Genomic DNA, 20065 nt, shown 5'->3' with positions numbered 1-20065 from the left:
GCGGGGAGTCTACGGAACCGGTCTGACCGGAACGTGTCAGTCGGCGTGCTCCGGCGGCCACACCACGGCGAAGTGTTCGAAGACGATCTCCTCGGACTCCGACCACTCCGCGCCCCGGGCCGCACTGGTCCGTTCCCAGTAGCGTCGGTGTTCGCGCTGCCAACTCTCGAGCGTGCGGTCGTCCTCACCTTCGGCGAACGCGAAGTCGGCGTCGGCACTCGTGAACGGTCCGATGCGCAGCGCGGTGCTCCGGATGATGATCTGCGGAGCCCCGGTGCTGTCGCACGCGATCCAGTGCGACCCGATCCGCGGGAGCGGGTCCCCGCGATGCGCGAACTCCGACACGAGTTCGGCGGTGGCCCGCTTCCGCCCGGTCAGGACGATGTCGAGCAGTTCGTCGGCCAGCCCGGCCGTGTCGCCGAAGTGCTCGACCGTGTAGTCGGCGTCGTCCAGTCCCGCGCCGCCGCGATGCTCGGCATACGCCTGCCACATCGTCCTCGCGGCATCGACGTCGGGGCGGCGACCGGGCTGGCGGCGTGTGCGGAGTCCATACATCCGATCGTGCCAGACCATCCGACAGACCCGTCGACCATGGCTCAGCGCAGACGGCCTCCAGTGAACGCGTTCGTCGCGGCGAGGACGGTGTCGACGGGTGTGTCGATCGCCACTTCGCCGACCTGGAACCCGAGCTTGCCGAGCGCGGCGAAGGACCTCGGCGGGAGGGTCGTCGAGACGCCCGGAGACTGCGCGGTCAGACCGGGGACGAGGTGGAAGGTCAGGATCCGCCACTTGCCGCGTGAGCGTACCGAGATGCGCTCGATCGCTCCCCACGGGAGGAAGACCTCTCCTTGCGGGATGCTCCCACGAAGGCCGTCGGCGTCGAGCGTCAGTACCGTGCGAGCCACTGACTGCGCTCCACGGACCGTCGCGAACTGCACCACCGCGAACAGCATGAGCCAGGAGATGACGCTGAAGGACAGTCCGGACAGCATGCCGAGGGCGAATCCGCCGGACGTCGTGGTCAGCACGGCGAGGAGCATCCCGAGCACCGGGATCAGTGCCGCTCCGATCAGGGTGAAGACGAACGCCGGGCGGGTCACCCGCTCCGTACGCACCGGGTCGGAGCCGACGACGAGTGGCGGGAAGGACTGCGGTGCACCGTTCATGAGGACAGTATGCCGCTCACCGCGCGGTGAGGCCCGAGCCGTCCGCATCGGCGACGAACGAGGTGGAACCGTAGTCGTCCCCGACACTGAAGGTGATCTGCGGCGGTCCGGCCGAACGGGCGAACGTGGGGCTGTCGACGTCGGTGTCGGTCGACCGGACGACGTATGCGAGCGCGTCACCCACGGGCAGGCCGACCTGCTCTGCGCCGTCCTGCATCAACGCCCAGACGCGGTCGAGCGCGACGTCCGACCAGGAGAACTGCTCGGCCGCCGATTCGGGTTGGATGCTCGCCGCGCCGTCGTTGGTGACCTGGCCATACCGGTACTCCCACCGGTCGGTCTTCGTGTCCCCCACGGTGAGCGGCGCCTGGACGATGACGAAATCGGCGGCGACCGTGATCGACACCACACGGTCATGACCGATCGCTTCCTGGAGCGCGCGCTGCGCCTCCGCGAGCGCCCCGGGCGACGGAGGTCGGGTCGGAGGCGTCCGTCCTCGAGGGCAGCGATCGCCTGCGCGACGGACTGGTGGTACGGCACGACCACGATGGCCGCTGCCGCGATGGCGACGATCGCGAACAGGGCGAAGCGGCCGGGACGACCGGCCCGGCCGACGCCGAGCAACGGTCCGCGTCGCCGTCCGTCGACGATGCGCCGGTGCGGCTCGACGGGGAGGAACGGGACGGACGCGCGAGCCGGCACGCGCAACCGTGAACGCTCCGCCGGAGCGAGCTCGCCGGCGTCGATGAAGGCGACCTCGGGGCCGCCGTCGAGCAGGATCGCGACATCGCGCTCGGTGCCCGGCTGGAACATCGGGATGGCGGTCAGCGGGACGACGGTGCGCATCGTGCTCGCGAACGCCGCTCCGTGAAGCGGCTGGACGGTCAGGTCGAGTTCGCACAGCGGCTGGTCGTTGATCTGGGTGCCGGTCTGACGGAGCGCATCGACGCGGGCGACCCCGAGCCGACGAGCGTCCTTGGCCTGCTGGACGGCCTGAGGCGAAGCACCGACGGCGTTACCCACCGACCGGGCCACGAGCGTGAGCACCGAGGTCATGATGAAGACGGGGAGTGCGACACCGGCGACTGCGTACCCGACGTCGGGCGGACCGACGGTGATCACGATGACGCCGCCGAGCAGAGCACCGAGAGCCGCGAAGGCGATCAGACGAAGCATGCTTTCGACCTTATCGAAGCGCTCGATCCCACCACCGCCGGCGGTTCAGCCGGGTCCATCGCTCGCCGCGGCGAGCAACGGCACGATGACGTCGCTGATCGGCGTGGGGATGCCGTGCACGCTCCCCCGCCGCTGGATCACCGCGTTGCGGACGTCCCATTCGAGCGGTTGCCCCTGGTCGCGGCCGGCGAGGATCGACGTCCCACGGTCGACCGGAGCGGCTCGGAACTGGTCGAGGAGCCGTCGAGGTTCGTCCTCGGTCAACCGCGCACCCTCCGCGCGCGCGACGTCCGCGCACTCCTCGAGGTAGCCGAGCATCAAGCGGCCGATGTCGTCGCGCCGGTACATGCCGGATCGGCGTCCGGTCAACGCCATGAGTCCGGCGGCGGCGTTCTGCAGGAGCTTGCGCCAGGCGAGGGTCGCGAAGTCGGTCGAGACCTCGACGGTGCAGCGGGAGCCGCGCAACGCGTCCTCGACGACGATGGCACCGGGTGCCTCCGGCAGGGACAGGCGCGGCGGGCTCAGCAGGGTGACCGGGCCGCCGGGCTCACGGGTGGCCGGGAACCACACGACCGCGGGGACGACCGTTCCCGCTCTGACGAGTGGCTCCACCATCTCGCGTTGCTCGACGCCGTTTTGCAGGACGCACACGACCGTCTCCGGGCCGCACAGCGCGGCGAGCCAGTCCGCAGCGGCAGCCGTCTGGGTCGCCTTGACCGCCAGGAAGACGAGGTCCGCGGTGCCCGGAGACTCCGCCGGATCGGTGTGGACCGGCCCGGGGACCCTCACCGTCTCGTCATCGACCTGGAGCTGGAGTTCCGGCCGCTTCGACCGCCCCGCGATGAACGGCGTCCGTCCCTGTTCGTGGAGCGCTGCGGCGACCACGGTGCCGATCGCGCCTGGCCCGATCACCGCGATGCGGGCGGGCCCCCAGGGCGTCACGCCTCGCTCGATCCGGACAGGGCATCGCGGGTCGCGGCGATGACCGCCTGCGGGAACCGGCGGAGCTGGTCGAGGTCGACCCATTCCTCCACAGCGTGCAGTCCGCCACCGGCGGGGCCACACACGACGGTCGGGATCCCGGCCGCCTGCCAGAGCGCCGACTCCATCCAGTACGGCGCTCCGACCGCCGCCGGTGCGGCCTCCGCGTCCCGGGAGAGCTCGGCGGCGAGGACGTCGGCGAACCGCGCAGCCGCCCCGTGCTCGTCGGCCTCCCAAGACTCACGCTGATGGGTCAGCCGAGCGCTCGTGCGCAGACCAGGCATCTTCGCGGCGACCGCATCGAGCATCGACTGCACCTCGACAAGGGCGTCCTCAGCGCGTTCACCCGGCAGGGTGCGTCGCTCGATGGCGAGGGTCGCGTCGGCGGCGATCGTGAACGGGGCGCTCCCTGCCCGGACCACCGTCGTGGTGAACGAACCGTGGTCGAGCAACGGGTGCGCCGGTCGCCGATGGAGCTCGTCGTCGGCCCGCTCCACCTCCTGCAGCAGCGCGCCGAGGGCGCGGATCGCATCGACGGCCAGACCGGGCTGTGACGAGTGCGCGGCCGTCCCCTGCAGCGTGACCTCGACGACCGCGTACCCCCGGTGCGCCGCTATGCGGTCCAGCCAGGTGGGCTCGGCGATGAGGCACACGTCCGCCGTCACACCACGTTCGGCGAGGTGTCGGAGGACGGCTGCGGCGCCCACGCTCGCGTCCTCTTCGTCGGCGACGCCCGTGAAGACGACGGTGCCGGGGTGGTCAGCCGCGGCGAGTCGCTCCGCGGCGACGAGCAACCCCGCCAGGCCGGACTTCATGTCGCTGGCGCCGCGTCCGAAGAGCTTGCCGTCCGCGATCCGCGGGTTGAAGGGGTCGGCCATGCCCTCGACCCCGACGGTGTCGAGATGGCCGTTGAACACGACCGTCGGACCCGGCCACGATCCCGCGTGTACGGCCACGACGCTGACGCGCTGCGCATCCTCCGGCGCGGGAACGAGGTCGACCACGAAGCCGGCTCCCTCGAGACGCTGCGCGATCACCGCCGCGATCCGCCCTTCACCGGGAGCCCCTGGGACGAGGCTCGGACTGACGGAATCGATCGAGATGAGCAGGCGGGCTAGCTCGAGCGCGTCGTCGCCGGGGCTGAGGTCGGACATGCAACGACGATAGCGGGATGCCCTGCCCGCGCGTGAGCGGTCAGCGCCTCGGCGTCACTCCGCCTTCGGCGCGCGCCACGTGCCCGCTCCACCGAAGGACACCGACTCGAGCGTCGCACCCTCCGGCACCATGATGAGCTGGCACCCCTCCGCCTTGCCGTCGGACACTTCGCCGAGACCGGTGCAGTCGAAATCCCCACCGAAGTTGAGGACGTTGATGGGCGACGCCTCACCGTTCGACGCCTTGGCCTTCCAGAAGTTCTCGTTGAGGTCGCCGTCCGAGCCGTCGTTGAAGGCCACCTCGTACGTCACGAAGTAGGGCGTCTGGCCGGCGAGCTCGTCGAGTTCGAGAGCGGCGACGTCCTCCGCGGTCCGCTGCTCGATCCCCGTGACCGTCATCATGCCTTCCGAGATCCGGACCTCGTCGCCGATCTCGCCGCCCGAGCTCCCGCATGCGCTCAGGAGCAGCAGTGCCGGAACGGCCAAGGCTGCTGCCGAGGTGCGGATGATTCGCTGCCGGTATGTGTGCCCCATGGTGATGCTCCCCCTGATCGACGGTTGTTGGTCTCAGGGTCCAGCTTGGGGCACGCCACGACGACCGCTCAATGGGGACTGCTCCCCACCGCCGGCCCGTCGAGGTCGGCACCTGGGCGGATCGCGGCGCTGACGGCGAAGACCAGAACAGGCGCCCGTCTCCGTGAGGGGACAGACGCCTGAGCGCATCACCGACCACGACGGGCCGCTGATCAGGACTAGCGGTTCTTGACCCGCGTGACTGCGTCGGTGTTCTCCGAACGCGCATTGCCGGCCTTCTTGTCGGCCTTGGCGGTGCGCTTCTCCTTCAGCGTCTTCGCCGGTGCGGTCTTGCCGCCTTCTTTCCGTGCGGACTTCTCGCCCATGATGGTGCTCCTTTGCGAGTCACGGTGACCCGGTACCGCTGAGGGTACAGCCACATCCTGTCCCTCGGTCCAGCCGGCGCATCCTTGTTAGCATTCGGGGATGACGAACCCGGCACAGATCACCGACGTCCCGATCGGTGGCGACGCGATCCGCCTCGGGCAGTTCCTGAAGTTCGCCGGTCTGCTCGACTCCGGCGGCGACGTGAAGGCAGCGATCGCCGACGGCGCGGTGCGGGTCAACGGCGAGATCGATCGCCGACGCGGCCGGCAGTTGCAGCTCGACGACGTCGTCTCCCTCGAGGGGCGCAGCGTCCGCGTCCGCCCCTGAGCCCTGTGAGAGGAATCCTGTGAGCCCGAGCACACCCCGACCCATCGCCGTCACCGGATCGACCGGCGTCCTCGGCGGCCTGGTGGCGCACGACCTCGCCGCCCGCGAGATCCCACAACGCCTGCTGGTGCGCACGCCCGCGAACGCACCGCAGCACCCACTCAGCACCGTGCACCGGTTCAGCTACACCGACCAGGCTGCGGCCCGCGCGGCACTCGAGGGCGTCGACACCCTGTTCATGGTGTCGGGGGCAGAGAGCGCCGACCGGGTCGACCAGCACCGATCGTTCATCGATGCGGCCGCCGCCGCAGGCGTGCAGCACCTGGTGTACACCTCGTTCGCTGCGGCGGCACCGGATGCCGTGTTCACGCTGGCGCGCGACCACCATGCGACCGAAGAGCACATCCGGGCGTCGGGCATGCGTTGGACGTTCCTCCGCGACGGCTTCTACCTCGACTTCATGGAGGCCCTCGTGGGTGAGGACGGCGTCATCCGCGGGCCGGCCGGGGACGGTCGCGCCTCCTTCGTCGCCCGCGCCGACATCGCACGGACCGCTGCGACGATCCTCGTCGACCCGGTGTCCCACGCCGGTCGCACCTATGACCTCACCGGACCGGAGGCGCTCTCGATGGCCGAGGTCGCCGCCACGATCGGTCGCGTCCGCCATCGCGAGGTCACGTTCCACGACGAGACCATCGAGGAGGCCTACGCGTCGCGAGCCTCCTACGGCGCACCCGACTGGGAGGTCGACGCCTGGGTGAGCACCTACACGGCCATCGGCAGCGGTGTGATGGCCGAGGTGAGCCCGTCGATCGAGGACATCACCGGTGTCCCGCCGATGGACCTCGAGACCTACCTGCGGGCGAACGCGGGCTGAGGACTCCCCCGTCCGACGATCGACCGGGCACGACCACCCGCTGGATCAGAGGCCGTAGAACCCCAACTCCCAGTCGACCGCTTCCGTGGGGCTGAGGTCGACGTGCGTCAACTCGGACACGTCGTTGGTCGTGAAGTAGATCGACGTCCCAGGGCTCACGAAGACGCTCGCGAAGTCCTCGCCGATGACGTCGAGGTCGACGAAACCGCCTCCGGACAGCGCGGTGCGCTCCATCGTGTCCTTCAGGGTGGTGATGATCGTGCTCGGGTCGAGGTCGTAGACGAGCCCGCCGAGCGTGAGAGTGCTGCTTTCCATCGTGATGTCCTCAATGAGGTCATGGTGCGCGAAGGGCAACCGTACGCCATCGAGCGGAGCGAACCCGTCTTACGGCTCCACAGCGACGCGCTTGCGGCGGAACTAGGGCAGTTGCCCGAGGTAGGCATGGGGCCTCAGCGAGGAACGTGAGTGGTCGAGCACGGACACGAGCACCGTGCGCAGCGGAGGAACCATGTTGATCACGAGCGCCAGTTACAGCCCGTTCACATCCGTCGAGACGAGACGGTTCATCGAGCAGGAACTCCAGCGGGATCTCGAGCGGGAGCGTCACCGCCGGGAACGACGACTCGAGGAGCAGGGGCGACTCGCGGAGGCCGCGACCGATTCCGATGAGGGTGGGACCATGGAGTGGTGAGCCTGCCCACCACCAGCCCGACGATGATCGGGCGCGCCTCCGACCTCAGAGCGCTGCAGGCCGTGTTCGACGCCGTCGCCGCCGGCGAGTCACGCAGTGTGGTCCTGAGCGGCGAGGCCGGTATCGGCAAGACGCGCCTGCTCACCGAGTTCACGCGGTCGGTCCGGTCGTCGGCGCTCGTCATCACGGGCCAGTGCGTGGACCTCGGTGACGTCGCCGCGCCCTACGCACCGGTCCTCGGCCTCATGAAGGACCTCGTCGCGCAGCGCGGGCGCGACGCGGTGCTGGAGGCTGCGGGCCCGGGCAAGGCCTCCCTCGCGACGCTGCTCCCGACACTCGGTCCCGACGCGGAGGATCAGCGGGAGGGCGGCGTCGGGCGGCTCCACGAGACCGTCGCCGTGCTGTTCGAGGCGCTCTCCCGCGACCGGCCGGTCGTGGTCGCCGTCGAGGACGTCCACTGGGCAGACGGCGCGACGCTCAGCCTGCTCGCGTTCCTCGTCCGCGCGCTCACCTGCGATCGCGTGATGATCGTGCTCACGTTCCGGAGCGAGGACGTCTCCCGCGGACACCCGTTGCGCGGGTTCCTCGCCGAGCTCGACCGCACGCGGCGCGTCGAGCGGCACAGCCTCGAACGGTTGAGCCGCAGCGACGTGCTCCGCCAGGCGATCGCCATCCGGGGCACGTCGGTCGACACGGTCTCGATCGACAGCGTGTATGCCCGGAGCGAGGGCGTCCCGTTCTTCGTCGAGGAGCTGCTCGGTCTCGACCAGGACCGCGACGGCGAGGGCGACGAGCTCCCGGACACCCTCCGCGAACTCCTGCTCGCGCGCTACGAGCGACTCGCGCCCACGACCCAACAGCTGCTGCGCGTGATCTCGGCCGGCGGCGTCTGCGTCGAGCACGCCCTCCTGGAGCGGGTGTTCACGGGCGGCCCCGACGCTCTCGACACCGGTGTGCGGGAGGCGATCGGGTCGAACGTCCTCGTCGCTGATGCGACCACGTACGAGTTCCGACACGCACTGGTCCGGGAGGCGATCCACGACGATCTGCTGCCCGGCGAACGGAGCCGGTTCCATGCGGGGTTCGCCGAGGCGCTGGAGGCAGGCGTCGGTGGTGAGCCGGTCGCTGCCGCGGTGTCGCACCACTGGATGCTCGCCCGCGACTTCGGACGGGCCTTCCCCGCGACCGTCCGCGCCATGGAGCAGGCTCACGCGGCATACGCGTACAGCACGGAGGCACAGCTCGGCGAGCGTCTCCTGGAGATCTGGGATCAGGTCCCCGATGCCGCGGCGCTCGTCGGGCGCTCGCGTTCGGAACTCATGCGACGGACGGCGAGCGCGTTGCGGAACGCCGGCTGGACGGACCGGGCGATCGCCATGGTCGACGAGGTGCTCGCGACGCCGGAGGACCGCGACGACCTCGACCAGGCCAAGCTCCTCCGCGACAAGGCCTTCTACCTCGCCAACCTCGGGCGACCGGGCTCGGTGGACCTCCTCGAAGAGGCGCTCGACCGGGTCCCACCGGGCACCCCCGGCGACCTGCGCGGGGTGCTGCTGACGAGCCTCGGTGCGCGACACATGATCGTGGGGCGACTGGAGCGGGCGATCGAGTACGCCGACGAGGCCGCTCGGGAGGCCGTCCGCACCGGTTCGGCACGGAACGCCTCGGTCGCCGCGAACATCGGCGGGATCGCGCGCATCCACCACGGCGAACTGGAGAGCGGCAGCAGGATGCTCGCGACCGCGGAGACGCTGGCGGACGGCGACGGCAGCGCCCTGCTCCGCTACCGGGTGAACGCGTCCGACATGGCGAACCTGCTCGGCTCGTACGAGGAGGCGCTCGCGTCGGCGTTGGAAGGCGTCGCGCGGGCGAAGGAGCTGGGCGTCGAGCGCAGCTCGGGCCTCATCCTGTCGTCGAACGCGGTCGACCCGCTGGTGGCGCTCGGGCGCTGGGACGAGGCGGAGGAGCGCGTGCATCGAGCCTTGGCGCTGCAGCCACCGCTCGCGTTCTCGGTGTATCTCCGCCAGTCGCTGATCCTGCTCACCCTCTGGCGAGGCGACGCCGAGAGTGCGGCGACCATGTACCGCCGGTGGCGGAAGGGGATGCTCTCCCTGTCCGGCCTGGAGGTGCAGACGAGGTTCGGCGTCGCCCGCGTCGTGATGCAGGTCGGGCTGGCGGCCGGCGACCTCGCCGGGGCCTGGTCACCGGCCGGCGTCGGCGTGTTCGAAGCACCGGACCACCGCCCGATGCCGGCGTACGACCTGCCGGCGCTGGCGGACGCGGCGCGCGTCCTGGCGCGGGTCCGTGTCGCACTGGCCACCGGCACACTCGACGTGGCGTCCGGACCCTTTGCCGGCGTCGACGACGATCAGCTCCGGCAGCTGGAGGAACGCTGGCGGGCGCTGCTCGCCGAGGAGCGGTTCTGGCCGACCGCGCCGCTGTGGAGCGCGCTGGTCGATGCAGAACTCGGCGGACCGGACGGCACCGGTGACGACGTCGGTGCGTGGGAGGCGGCTCGCGCGATGGCCGAGCGTCCGTTCGCACCGGCCGCGCTCGCGCCCTACACAGCGCTCCGACTGGCTGAGGCGCGCGTGGCCGCCGGCGATCGCTCCGGCGCACAGGACACGCTCGTCATCGCGGTCGCCGAGGCGACGACGCTCGGTGCCGGCCTCGTGCTCGACGGTGCGCGGGCGTTGGCGGAGCGAGCGTCGCTGAACCTCGACGGCCGCCCCCGAGCGCGTGGCACGAGCGGCTCCATCGAGTTGACCGCCCGGGAGCGCCAGGTGCTGCAGCTCATCGCGGAAGGCCTGAGCAACCGACAGATCGGCGAGCGCCTGTTCATCAGCGCGAAGACGGCGAGCGTCCACGTCTCGGCCATCCTGCGGAAGCTCGGAGTGGCGACCCGGACCGAGGCCGCCATGGTCGCCGGAGCGAGCGGGTTGCTCGCGGCGAGCGCCGGACACACCGACTGACTCTGACGTCCGCCCTGGCGGTGAAGTGGGTCCCGGCCGGAATCGAGGGGAAGCCGGCCGGGAACCCCGACAGGGCGAAAGGGTCCTGTCGGGCATCAGCGTAATGACGGGGCGAGACGGCACGTGGCCCGTTGCGTTCTTTGGACAGCCGTGTCCGTGTAGACTCAAAAAACCGACACCTTTGTCGGATTATGCATACCAGTCAGCAACGGAGAGCACATGCGCATCGTCATCATGGGTCGAGGTGTCATCGGGGTGACCTACGGCTGCGTCCTGCGCGAAGCCGGACACGAAGTCCAGCACCTCCTTCGTGACGCCGACCCGCAGGCCCGGCCGGCGACCACCACGGTCGACCTCCTCGACGGACGCGAGCAGCCACCGGTCGACCGCTCGTTCCGATATCCGCTCACCCCGGTGACGTTCGATCCGGAGACGGTCGACCTCGTCCTCGTCTCCGTTCCGGCCGAGGCACTCGCCGGTGCGATCGAGTCGCTCCGTCGCCGCGGACTCGATCGACGCCTCCTGCTCATGGGCGGGTTCTGGGGGTCCTGCGAGGAGCTGCAGGCGCTCGTGGGCCACGACGACCACCTCCTCGGCTACCCGATCGCCGGCGGCCGACGCGACGCGGAACTCGTCGAGAGCGTCCTCTTCGACAGCGTCCGGTTGGCGCCGGCGTCCGCTCACACCACCGCACTTCATGCAGCGGCCTCGCAGGCGTTCCATGACGCCGGACTGACGGCGGAGCGGTCGCCTCGCATGCTCGAGTGGCTCTGGGTGCACCAGGCGGTCAACGCCGGGATCATCTCCGCGATCGCCTCCGAATTCCGCCCGGGCGACGAGATCGGCGACGTCGTCTCACGAGCGTTGGCGAGCCCGCGAACCCTCGCTCGGGGCATCGGCAACATCCGTGAATGCCTCCGGGTCGTGCAGGCCCGCGGGGTCCGGCTCCGCCACCATCTGCGGGACATCGCGCCGTTCACGCTCCTGCCGAAGGCGCTCGCCGCGCGCGTCATGGTCCTCATGTTCCGGAAGGACGTCCTCAGTCGGCGCATCATGGAGCTGCACCACAACACGGACGATATCCTGGCGCTCATGTCGGAAGTCCACGTGTCGGCCACCGAATCGGCTGTCCCCGTCCCCGGGTTCACCCGCGACCTCGGTCGCGCGCGGGACGCCCTCGCCTCGTGAACGCGCTCAGCCCGACGTCGTCACGCGCCCGCGAACACCTGCGGCAGGCCGCTGTCGCCGAGTTCCGGAAACGCGGCTTCTGGCGGACGACGATGGATCACGTCCGACTGGCGGCGGACGTCTCGCGCGGAGGCCTGTACTACCAATACGCCAACACCGAGGAGATCCTGCTCGACGCGCTTGCGCACGAGCGCTCAGGGGACGAGGCGAACGACCTCGAGGGTTTCCTCGCCGAACAGGCGACCGCTCTCCACGACATCGACGCGACCCTCCGCCCGATCGTCTACGAATACGTCCTCGGCCTGCCTGCTGACCATCGTCGAGCTCTCCTCGCGGAGCAGTTCCGGCAGGCCGAAGGGGTGGTGGTCGGGATGCTCGGCGAGGTCTCCGGCGCCGACGATCGGGCGTTCCTCGCCCGGCAGATCGTCAGGAGCCTCGAAGGACTGTCGATCGCAGCCATGGCGGGAGCACTCGACGACGTGGACCTGGAACGCGAGCTCGCCGACCTCCGCACCCTGGCTGCGGGATGAGCCGGCGTGTCCTGCGACGATGCGCCGTGTTGCGATACTGAAGGGATGCCAGCGTTGACCCTCCGCCCCGTCGAACGTCCACGGGACGACGACGCGTTCGTCGAGTTCCTGAGCGCACACGAGTTCCCGTTCCACATGCAGCCGCGACCGACCACGGAGGAGGCGCGCAAACGCCTGGCCTCCGGCATCGTCGACGGGCCCGGCGCCTTCGGATGTTGGGCACTCGCAGACGGTGAGGTGGTGGGAATCGTCACCCTCGAGGACCTGGAGGACGACACGGCGTTGATCGACCTGCGGCTCGCCGAAGACGCGCGAGGCCGTGGGATCGGCGCGGCGGTCCTGCCGGTCATCGTCACCGAGGTGTTCGGGCGGTTCCCGTCCGTCCGCAAGCTCGAGGGGCAGACCCGCGAGGACAACGTCGCCATGCGTCGTGCCTTCCGTCGGGCCGGCTGGGTGAAGGAGGCCCACTACCGCGAGGGCTGGCCCATGGCCGGCGGACAGCCGCTCGCCTCGGTCGCCTACGCGATCCTCCGCAGCGACGTGCAGTCGGGCACGACGACGCCGGTCCCCTGGGACGACGAGCCGTGAGGCGCCGTCGACGAAGTCCCGCAAGCTGATCGCGCGGACATCACAGCAGGAGCTGACGCAGCCTCTGTCGGGATGCCTCGTCGAGAGCCAGGGTGTCGAAGACCCCGTCCGCATCGGCGACGAATGCTCGCACGTGCGGCGTCACGTCGTCGAGGAAGGCGTCGACCTGCTCCGAGGTCCAGGAGGCCTGGCGGTCGTGGGTCGGGCCGCCGTGGGGTGCCGTTCCGGCCATGGCACGGACCGATGCCGCGTAGTCGTCGACGATGGCGTCATCGGGGACGCCGACGTTGGCGAGGAGGAGCGCACTGATCATGCCGGTGCGGTCCCGGCCGGCTGCGCAGTGCACCAGGATCCCGGGTTCGGATGAGGCGACCGCTTCGAGCGCACCGCGGACGAGCTCCGGCAGGATGCGCACGTTGTGCGGCCAGTACTCCGGGGAGTCGAGGATCGGAAGACACACCTCGCGGAACTTCGGATGGGTCTGATCCTCGGTCGGCGCGAGCGTCATCCCCAGCTCGGCTGGTGGCCGGACACCAGGGTCGGTTTCGCGCGCTCCGGTCTCATCGGCGCTGCGGAGATCGACCACGGACCGCAGCCCCCATCGCATCGCGGCGTCCCACCCTGCAGCGGTGAGGAGCTCGCGTCGGGGACCCCGCGCGATCCGCCCGTACGCTGTCAGGCCGGTGGACGACAGCGGTGTCGGCAGGCCGCCGAGATCCCTGAGGTTGCGCAGGCCGTCCCAGTCCAGATTCCGCATCTGGCAGAGCGTACCCGAACCGACCGGGCGGCTTCCGACTGCGAGTTAGCGCTTGCTGGCAGCGCGGCGGATGGCGCCGAAGACGATCGTGCCGATGAGGAGGACGATGCCGATGATCCCGAGCCACAGCAGGCCCTTCAGCGCGAAGCCGACGATGGAGAGGATCGCCCAGATGACGAGGAGCACGATGATGATCTGCATGGCTTGGGTTCCTGATTCCGTGGGGTGATGGGAGTGGTGATGGTGGCTCAGTGGATGCGGAGCTCGGCGACGAGCGGACACGCGAACGGGTCTCGGGCCCCGAGACCGACGCGGTTGAGGTAGCGGACGACGATCCCGTAGGAGCGTAGCAAGGTGGTCTCCGTGTAGGGGACGTCGAGTGCGGCGCAGTGGTCGCGGACCAGCCGTCGAGCCTCCTTGAGCGCGGGGCGCGGCATCGAGGGGAACAGGTGGTGCTCGACCTGGTAGTTCAGGCCGCCCATGAGGAACGACACCCACCATCCGCCGGCCACGTTCCGCGACGTCAGGACCTGCCGGGAGAAGAAGTCGACGTTCGCGTCATTGGCGATCGTCGGCATCCCCTTGTGGTTCGGGGCGAAGGAGGCACCCATCATGACGCCGAACACCGCGAGCTGCACACCGAGGAACGCGCACGCCATGCCGAACGGCAGGAACCAGAACACGACGGTGAGGATGATCCCGAAGCGTGCGACGAGCATCACGCCCTCGATCACCCGGTCGCGCACGCCGGCCCGCGTCCCGACACCGCTGACGACGGAGCGGATCGCGAGCCAGTGCAGGTTGAGGCCCTCGAGGGTGAGGAGGGGGAAGAACAACCAACCCTGGTGGCGGTAGAAGATCCTCGCCGCCCGGTTCCGCACGGTGTCGACGTCCTCCGGCAGGAAGCGGATCGTGTCGGGTTCGATGTCGGGGTCCTTGCCCACCGTGTTCGGGTTGCCGTGGTGGCGGGTGTGCTTGTTCATCCACCACGAGTAGCTCAGTCCGACGAGGAAGGTGCCGAGGAAACGACCGGCCCAGTCGTTCCACGCACGGGACTCGAACACCTGCCGGTGCGCGGCCTCGTGGGACAGGAAGGCGAACTGGGTGAACAGCACGCCCAGCGCCGCCGCCACCAACAGCTGCAGCCAGGAGTCGCCGAGGAACGCGAAGGCGACCCAGCAGCCGGCGGTGGCCAGCACCAGGACGGCGAACAGCGTCCAGTAGAAGCCGTAGCGTCGTCGAAGCAGACCTGCCGACTTCACTTCGGCGAGGATCGCGGAGTAGCTCGAGGTCCCACCTGTCCGGGGTCTCCCACTGGGGCCGGTCTTCCGGAACCCGCTGCTGCGCTCGACCGTCATCGGGCGCACGCTGCCGGTGGGACGGGCTGTCTCGTCGACCACGTGGGTCGCCGACGGCGCGCGAGAAGAAGGCCGACGGGGTGCGAACTCATGAGGCTCCTGGGCATCATCAGAAAGGACGAACATTCCGGCAACCGGGGTCTGGGGCAGCGCTCGTTGAGCGTAGAACGGCCTTGCGACCCGACGCAAATCCGCCTGAGCGCGTCTCGACCGCGGCGGTCATGGACGACCTCCGGCCTCGGTTACGGTTGATCCGCTGATCAACAGATGAGGACTGACACCGCCATGAACGACACGCGCGAAGCACGGCTCATCGAGACGTTCGTGACCCTCACCGACAGCCTCGTCGCCGATTACGACGTCGTCGACGTGCTGCAGACACTGGTCGACCGGGCGGTCGAATTGTTCGACGCCGCCGCAGGGGCGATCCATCTGGCCGACCGCGACGACGTCCTGCAGGTCGTCGCTTCCACGAGCGAACGGAGCGAGTTCATCGGCCTGCTCCAACTCAACGCGGGCGAGGGCCCGTGCATCGCGGCGGTCACGTCGGGTCGACTGGTGACGGCGGAGAGCGCCGCGGAGCTCCAGGAGCACTGGCCGAGGTTCGCGGAGGCCTCGAAGGAACGCGGATACGCGGGCGTGCACGCGATCCCCATGCGGCTCCGCGACACGACCGTCGGGTCACTGAACCTGTTCCGCGAGACCGAGGGCGCTCTCAACGGCGCCGACGCCCGCGCCGCCCAGGCGCTGGCCGATGTCGCGACGATCAGCCTCCTCCAGCAGCGGACGATCGAGAACGCGACGCTCGCCACCGAGCAACTCCAGCGCGCACTCGACAGCCGGATCGCCATCGAACAGGCGAAGGGGTATCTGGCCCGTGCGGCGGGTGTCGACATGGACACGGCCTTCGGGATGATCCGGCAGTACGCACGCACCCGCCAGCGGCGGCTCGGTGATGTCGCCGCCGCGGTCGCGCGCGAGGAAGTGCCGCTCGACGAGGTCACGGGGACCGGCTCGCCCGAGCCCGACGAGGCCTGACCGCCGCCCTCCACCGACCATGGGGTAGCCGGGCGATCCTTCACAACCCACTCCAAACTCAGCCGGAACAGGGCAGGATGGAGGTTCGAACATCACCGAGCACTCTCGAAGGAACACACCCATGGCAGGCCTCAGCCTCTCCAAAGGCAACAACCTCTCGCTCACGAAGACCAGCCCAGGGCTGACCATCGCCACGGTCGGTCTCGGGTGGGACCCGCGCACCACTGTCGGCGTCGCGTTCGACCTCGACGCCTCCGCCATCCTCGTCGCCGAGAACGGCAAGATCCGCAGCCCTGCGGACTTCATCTTCTACAACCAGATGTCGACGCCCGACGGCTCGGTCGTGCACCAGGGCGACAACCGCACCGGCGAGGGTGACGGCGACGACGAGCAGATCACGATCGACCTCCGTGCCGTGGAGCCCGACGTCTCACGCATCGTCATCGCGGTCTCGATCCACGACGCCGACAACCGCCGCCAGAACTTCGGCCAGGTCCGCGACGCCTTCTGCCGGGTCATGGACCAGGACCAGCAGGAGATCGTCCGCTACGACCTCACCGAGGACGCCTCGCAGGAGACGGCGATGCTGTTCGCCGAGATCTACCGGTACAACTCGGAGTGGAAGTTCCGTGCCGTCGGCCAGGGCTACACCACCGGCCTGGCCGGCATCGCGGGCGACTTCGGCGTCCCGCTCGACTGAGCCGGACGCAGGCGCCCGCACGACCGGCGGTCAGTGACCGCCGGTCAGCTTGCCGGCCAGCCGGCTGTGGATCCGCGTACTCGCGTCGTTCATCCCCTCGATGACGACCCGCTTCCCGCGACGCTCGTACTTCGTGGTGATCGCGTCGAGGGCGGCGACGGTCGACGCGTCCCAGACGTGCGACTGCGAGAGGTCGATGACGATCCGCTCCGGGTCGTCTGCGTAGGCGAACTGTGTCGTGAGGTCATTACTGGACGCGAAGAACAGCTCTCCGGTGACGGTGTACCGGGCGGTGGGCGTCGCGGCGGACAGGTCGACCGTGCGGTCGACGGAGGCGAGGCGGGCGACCCTCCTCGCGAACACGACCATCGCGGCGATCACACCGATGACGACACCGATCGCAAGGTTGTGCGTCAGGACCACCACGACGACCGTGGCGACCATGACGACGGTCTCGCCGAGGGGCATGGCGCGCAGGGTCCTCGGGTTGATGCTGTGCCAGTCGAAGGTCGCGACGGACACCATGATCATCACCGCGACGAGGGCGGCCATGGGGATCACCGCGACCACGTCGCCCAACGCGACGACCATGACCAGCAGGAACACCCCGGCGAGGAAGGTCGAGATCCGCGTCCGCGCGCCAGAGGCCTTCACGTTGATCATGGTCTGACCGATCATCGCGCAGCCACCCATGCCGCCGAAGAACCCGGAAAGCACGTTCGCGATCCCCTGACCCAGCGACTCGCGGGTCTTGCCCGACGGGGTGTCGGTGACGTCGTCGACGAGCTTGGCCGTCATGAGCGACTCGAGGAGCCCGACCAACGCCATCGCGGCCGCATACGGGGCGATGATCGTGAACGTCTCCAGCGTGAACGGCACGTTCGGGATGAACAGGGTCGGCAGGCTGCGCGGCAGTTCGCCCTGGTCGCCGACGGTCGGCACGTTCAGTCCGGTGACCACGGTCGCCGCGGTGATGAGCACGATCGCCACGAGCGGCGCCGGCACGACACTCGTGAGGCGGGGCATGACGACCATGACCACGATGCCGACAGCGACGAGCGGGTACACGAGCCACGGCACGCCGATGAGGTTCGGGAGCTGGGCGGTGAAGATCAGGATCGCCAGGGCGTTGACGAACCCGACCATGACGCTGCGCGGGATGAAGCGCATGAGCTTCGCGACACCGAGGACGCCGAGGACCACCTGGAAGACACCGCCGAGGATGACCGTGGCGATGAAGTAGTCGAGGCCGTGTTCGCGGGCGACCGGGGCGATGACCAGGGCGATCGCTCCCGTGGCCGCCGTGATCATCGCCGGACGCCCGCCGAGGAAGGCGATCGCCACGGCCATGACGAACGAGGAGAACAGCCCGACCTGCGGGTCGACACCCGCGATGATCGAGAAGGAGATCGCCTCCGGGATGAGCGCCATGGCGACGACGAGGCCCGCCAGCACCTCCCTGGTGAGGATGCGGGGGCTGCGGAGGGCGGAGAGGACGGTGGCGTCCGGTGCGGCGGATCTGGGGCCAGTGGCCATGAGTGCTCCTGTCGGAGTCGGGGTCCTCAGCGCGAGGACCGGATGGGAATGTCTGAGTCCGGCGCGGCGGTGCGCACGCCACCGACCGCACGGGGACGTCACGCGCGGGAGAATGGTGGGGAGATGCGGCCCGATCGGCCGCCATCGATAACTCTACCCTAACGTAAGGGTTGATTTGAAGTGAGGCGACCGTGACGAGCGAACCGACCACCATGCACATCGGCGAACTCGCCGAGCGCACCGGACTCTCGCTCCGCACGCTGCGGCACTACGACGACGTCGGTCTGGTCTCGGCCTCCGCGCGCACCGAGGGCGGATTCCGCTTGTACACGCAGGACGACTACGACCGCCTCATCCTCATCCGACGCATGAAACCACTCGGCTTCTCGCTCGAGGAGATGGCCGAGCTCCTCCGGGTGATCGACGCCATGGACACCGCACCCGACGACGACACCCGCGCGATCCTCGACGGATTCATCACCGATGCGGCCGAGCGTCGCGCCAAGCTGCAGCAACAGCTCGCCATGGCGGACGAGTTCGTGTCACTCCTCGAAGCCCGCCGCTGATCACAGCCGCGATCACGCCTTCCGACGACGTCCTGCCGAGCGCGGCGGGGCCGCCCGGAGGTGCTCGCTGACCCGCCCGAGGATACGGGCAAGCTCGCTCACGTCGGCGTCGTCGAGCGGGGCGAAGAGCAGATCCCGGACGGCCTGGATGTGACCGGGGAAGACCGCGGCGAGCACGTCCCGGCCGGCCGTCGTGATCGCCGCGACGGTGCTGCGCTCGTCGTCGGGTGATGGAGAACGGGTGATGAGTCCGCGCTGTTCAAGCAACTGCGCCTGGTAGGTGAGCCCACTGCGGCTGTAGACCACGCCGTCGGCGAGATCCGTCATGCGCTGGTGACCGTCCGGCGCATCACCAAGGCGCGCCAACAACTGGAACTGGACGTAGCTCAACTCCCCCGCCTCGCGGAGCTGCTGCTCGACCGCCGGACGCAGCAGGCTACTCACCTCGGTGAACGCGAAGTAGGCGCCGAGCTCGGTCGGAGTGAGGGATGCAGAAATTTCAGCCATGCGTCCATCCTAGGTGTTGCTTCGAGTTCGAAGCAGTGTTACCGTCTTGCCAGTTGCTTCAAATTCGAAACACTTAATGAAGGAGAACATCATGCAGGCAGTCCAGTTCCACGAGGTCGGCGGACCCGAGGTCCTCCACTACGGCGACATCGAGCAGCCGATTCCAGCCGCGGGGCAGGTGCGCATTCGCGTCGCCGCGTCGGCGTTCAATGCGGCCGACAACGGCATGCGGGCCGGCTCCCTGCCGATCCCGGTCCAGCTCCCCCATGTCCCCGGGTACGACGTGTCGGGCACGATCGACGCGCTCGGTGAGGGCGTCGAGGGGCTCTCGGTCGGCGACGCGGTCATCGGCTTCCTCCCGATGGAGCTCGACGGCGGCGCGGCCGAGTACGTCGTCGCACCGGCGGAGGCCGTCGTCGCAGCTCCGACGACCATCCCGCTCGCGGACGCCGCTGCCCTCCCCTCGGTCGCCCTGACCGCCTGGCAGGCGCTGTTCGACGACGGCGGTCTCGAGTCGGGTCAGCGCGTCCTGATCGTCGGCGCCGGCGGGGTCGTCGGCAAGTACGCGATCCAACTCGCCAAGCGCGCCGGGGTGCGCGTCATCGCGACGGCCAGCCCGCGGAGTGAAGCTTCGGTCCGGGCCGCCGGAGCGGACGAGGTCGTGGACCACACGGCGTCCGACCTCCTCAGTGCGGTCTCCGAGCCCCTCGACGTCCTCCTCAACCTCGCTCCGATCGACCCGGAGCAGTTCGAGGAGCTCGTCAGTCTCGTCCGCGACGGCGGCGCGGTGGTGAGTACCACCGCGTGGATGCCGACGCCCGGGGACGAGGCGCGGCAGGTCCGCGCGGCGACAGTCTTCGTCCTGCGGAACCGCGACCGCCTGTCCACCCTCGTGTCCCTCGTCGACGACGGGTCGCTGACGGTCGAGGTGACGCGCCGGATCCCGCTCGCCGAACTGCCCGCGCTCCACGCCGAAGCCACTGCGGGCCGCATCGCCGGCAAGGTGATCGTCCTGCCGGCATGATCAGCCCGGGTCGTTGCGACAGAACAGCA

At 69.6% G+C, this 20065-nt stretch carries 25 protein-coding genes; 11 read left to right on the top strand and 14 right to left on the bottom strand.

Translation table 11 applies throughout. The features are described 5' to 3' along the window. Nucleotides 1-36: 36 nt before the first annotated feature. From FGL15_RS11125 to FGL15_RS20335, 8 genes are all read right to left on the bottom strand, one after another. A complete protein-coding gene (locus FGL15_RS11125) occupies nt 37-573 on the bottom strand; it encodes an ASCH domain-containing protein (RefSeq protein WP_370281666.1) in 537 nt (178 codons plus the stop codon). Between the two features lie 23 nt (nt 574-596). Next, nucleotides 597-1166: a hypothetical protein gene (locus FGL15_RS11120; RefSeq protein ID WP_137242572.1), complete on the bottom strand. Its 570-nt coding sequence runs from the start codon at nt 1164-1166 to the stop codon at nt 597-599. A 16-nt stretch (nt 1167-1182) separates the two neighbouring features. Beyond that, nucleotides 1183-1383, bottom strand: coding sequence for a hypothetical protein (locus FGL15_RS20950; protein ID WP_240773512.1), 201 nt, complete (start codon nt 1381-1383; stop codon nt 1183-1185). Then, nucleotides 1383-2342 (bottom strand): hypothetical protein, encoded by a 960-nt coding sequence (locus tag FGL15_RS11115; RefSeq protein ID WP_240773511.1) that lies wholly within the window; start codon nt 2340-2342, stop codon nt 1383-1385. Before FGL15_RS11115 ends, FGL15_RS20950 begins: the two co-directional genes overlap by 1 nt. Before the next feature lie 45 nt (nt 2343-2387). Then, the gene (locus FGL15_RS11110; RefSeq protein ID WP_240773510.1) at nt 2388-3284 is read right to left on the bottom strand and encodes an oxidoreductase; all 897 of its coding nucleotides are present in this window, start codon (nt 3282-3284) and stop codon (nt 2388-2390) included. Further along, on the bottom strand, nt 3281-4477 hold the full coding sequence (locus tag FGL15_RS11105) for a M20/M25/M40 family metallo-hydrolase (protein WP_138946080.1): 1197 nt from the start codon (nt 4475-4477) through the stop codon (nt 3281-3283). The genes FGL15_RS11110 and FGL15_RS11105 overlap by 4 nt, the downstream gene beginning before the upstream one ends. 54 nt (nt 4478-4531) lie before the next feature. After that, a complete protein-coding gene (locus FGL15_RS11100; RefSeq protein ID WP_138946079.1) occupies nt 4532-5011 on the bottom strand; it encodes a hypothetical protein in 480 nt (159 codons plus the stop codon). A 218-nt stretch (nt 5012-5229) separates the two neighbouring features. Beyond that, nucleotides 5230-5376, bottom strand: coding sequence for a hypothetical protein (locus FGL15_RS20335; protein WP_157579891.1), 147 nt, complete (start codon nt 5374-5376; stop codon nt 5230-5232). A gap of 100 nt (nt 5377-5476) precedes the next feature. On the opposite strand from FGL15_RS20335, the gene FGL15_RS11095 reads away from it, so the two are divergent. Further along, nucleotides 5477-5704 carry an RNA-binding S4 domain-containing protein gene (locus FGL15_RS11095; RefSeq protein WP_138946078.1) on the top strand — a complete coding sequence of 76 codons (228 nt, stop codon included), beginning with the start codon at nt 5477-5479 and terminating at the stop codon, nt 5702-5704. A gap of 19 nt (nt 5705-5723) precedes the next feature. After that, on the top strand, nt 5724-6581 hold the full coding sequence (locus FGL15_RS11090; RefSeq protein ID WP_138946077.1) for an SDR family oxidoreductase: 858 nt from the start codon (nt 5724-5726) through the stop codon (nt 6579-6581). 45 nt (nt 6582-6626) lie between these two features. On the opposite strand, the gene FGL15_RS11085 is transcribed toward FGL15_RS11090, so the two are convergent. Next, the gene (locus tag FGL15_RS11085; protein WP_138946076.1) at nt 6627-6896 is read right to left on the bottom strand and encodes a hypothetical protein; all 270 of its coding nucleotides are present in this window, start codon (nt 6894-6896) and stop codon (nt 6627-6629) included. 193 nt (nt 6897-7089) lie between these two features. Between FGL15_RS11085 and FGL15_RS11080 the strand changes: the two genes are divergently transcribed. The 5 genes from FGL15_RS11080 (at nt 7090) to FGL15_RS11060 (ending at nt 12550) form a co-directional block, all read left to right on the top strand. Next, on the top strand, nt 7090-7272 hold the full coding sequence (locus FGL15_RS11080; protein ID WP_138946075.1) for a hypothetical protein: 183 nt from the start codon (nt 7090-7092) through the stop codon (nt 7270-7272). Beyond that, on the top strand, nt 7269-10244 hold the full coding sequence (locus FGL15_RS21350; protein ID WP_138946074.1) for a helix-turn-helix transcriptional regulator: 2976 nt from the start codon (nt 7269-7271) through the stop codon (nt 10242-10244). Before FGL15_RS11080 ends, FGL15_RS21350 begins: the two co-directional genes overlap by 4 nt. Before the next feature lie 219 nt (nt 10245-10463). Continuing rightward, nucleotides 10464-11432, top strand: coding sequence for a ketopantoate reductase family protein (locus FGL15_RS11070; protein ID WP_138946073.1), 969 nt, complete (start codon nt 10464-10466; stop codon nt 11430-11432). Beyond that, nucleotides 11429-11962: a TetR family transcriptional regulator gene (locus FGL15_RS11065; RefSeq protein WP_168223377.1), complete on the top strand. Its 534-nt coding sequence runs from the start codon at nt 11429-11431 to the stop codon at nt 11960-11962. The genes FGL15_RS11070 and FGL15_RS11065 overlap by 4 nt, the downstream gene beginning before the upstream one ends. A 45-nt stretch (nt 11963-12007) precedes the next feature. Then, a complete protein-coding gene (locus FGL15_RS11060; protein ID WP_138946071.1) occupies nt 12008-12550 on the top strand; it encodes a GNAT family N-acetyltransferase in 543 nt (180 codons plus the stop codon). A gap of 40 nt (nt 12551-12590) precedes the next feature. Here FGL15_RS11060 and FGL15_RS11055 read toward each other — a convergent pair whose 3' ends face one another. From FGL15_RS11055 to FGL15_RS11050, 3 genes are read right to left on the bottom strand one after another with little or no spacing between them, the layout of a single operon-like run. Further along, nucleotides 12591-13307, bottom strand: coding sequence for a tyrosine-protein phosphatase (locus FGL15_RS11055; RefSeq protein ID WP_138946070.1), 717 nt, complete (start codon nt 13305-13307; stop codon nt 12591-12593). Between the two features lie 45 nt (nt 13308-13352). Beyond that, nucleotides 13353-13508, bottom strand: a complete 156-nt coding sequence (locus tag FGL15_RS20330) for a hypothetical protein (RefSeq protein WP_168223376.1) — start codon at nt 13506-13508, stop codon at nt 13353-13355. 47 nt (nt 13509-13555) lie between these two features. Next, complete coding sequence (locus FGL15_RS11050; RefSeq protein ID WP_138946069.1) at nt 13556-14665, bottom strand: acyl-CoA desaturase; 1110 nt, start codon at nt 14663-14665, stop codon at nt 13556-13558. 267 nt (nt 14666-14932) lie between these two features. On the opposite strand from FGL15_RS11050, the gene FGL15_RS11045 reads away from it, so the two are divergent. Both FGL15_RS11045 and FGL15_RS11040 read left to right on the top strand, forming a co-directional pair. Beyond that, entirely contained in the window at nt 14933-15703 is a 771-nt protein-coding gene (locus FGL15_RS11045) for a GAF and ANTAR domain-containing protein (protein ID WP_240773509.1), read from the top strand. Nucleotides 15704-15824: 121 nt separating this feature from the next. Further along, on the top strand, nt 15825-16403 hold the full coding sequence (locus FGL15_RS11040; RefSeq protein ID WP_085512164.1) for a TerD family protein: 579 nt from the start codon (nt 15825-15827) through the stop codon (nt 16401-16403). 30 nt (nt 16404-16433) lie between these two features. On the opposite strand, the gene FGL15_RS11035 is transcribed toward FGL15_RS11040, so the two are convergent. Continuing rightward, complete coding sequence (locus FGL15_RS11035) at nt 16434-17939, bottom strand: SulP family inorganic anion transporter (RefSeq protein ID WP_138946068.1); 1506 nt, start codon at nt 17937-17939, stop codon at nt 16434-16436. Nucleotides 17940-18151: 212 nt separating this feature from the next. Here FGL15_RS11035 and FGL15_RS11030 point away from each other — a divergent pair, with 212 nt between their 5' ends. After that, the gene (locus FGL15_RS11030; protein WP_121291167.1) at nt 18152-18505 is read left to right on the top strand and encodes a MerR family transcriptional regulator; all 354 of its coding nucleotides are present in this window, start codon (nt 18152-18154) and stop codon (nt 18503-18505) included. A 12-nt stretch (nt 18506-18517) separates the two neighbouring features. On the opposite strand, the gene FGL15_RS11025 is transcribed toward FGL15_RS11030, so the two are convergent. Next, nucleotides 18518-19012, bottom strand: a complete 495-nt coding sequence (locus FGL15_RS11025; protein ID WP_138946067.1) for a MarR family winged helix-turn-helix transcriptional regulator — start codon at nt 19010-19012, stop codon at nt 18518-18520. A 91-nt stretch (nt 19013-19103) separates the two neighbouring features. Between FGL15_RS11025 and FGL15_RS11020 the strand changes: the two genes are divergently transcribed. After that, complete coding sequence (locus FGL15_RS11020) at nt 19104-20036, top strand: NADP-dependent oxidoreductase (RefSeq protein ID WP_138946066.1); 933 nt, start codon at nt 19104-19106, stop codon at nt 20034-20036. Nucleotides 20037-20065 lie beyond the last annotated feature (29 nt).

The organism is Plantibacter sp. M259 (genome assembly GCF_006065115.1).
GTDB lineage: Bacteria > Actinomycetota > Actinomycetes > Actinomycetales > Microbacteriaceae > Plantibacter > Plantibacter auratus.
The sequence above is the reverse complement of the archived record's forward strand: the minus strand, read 5'-3'. Positions and strand labels throughout refer to the sequence as shown.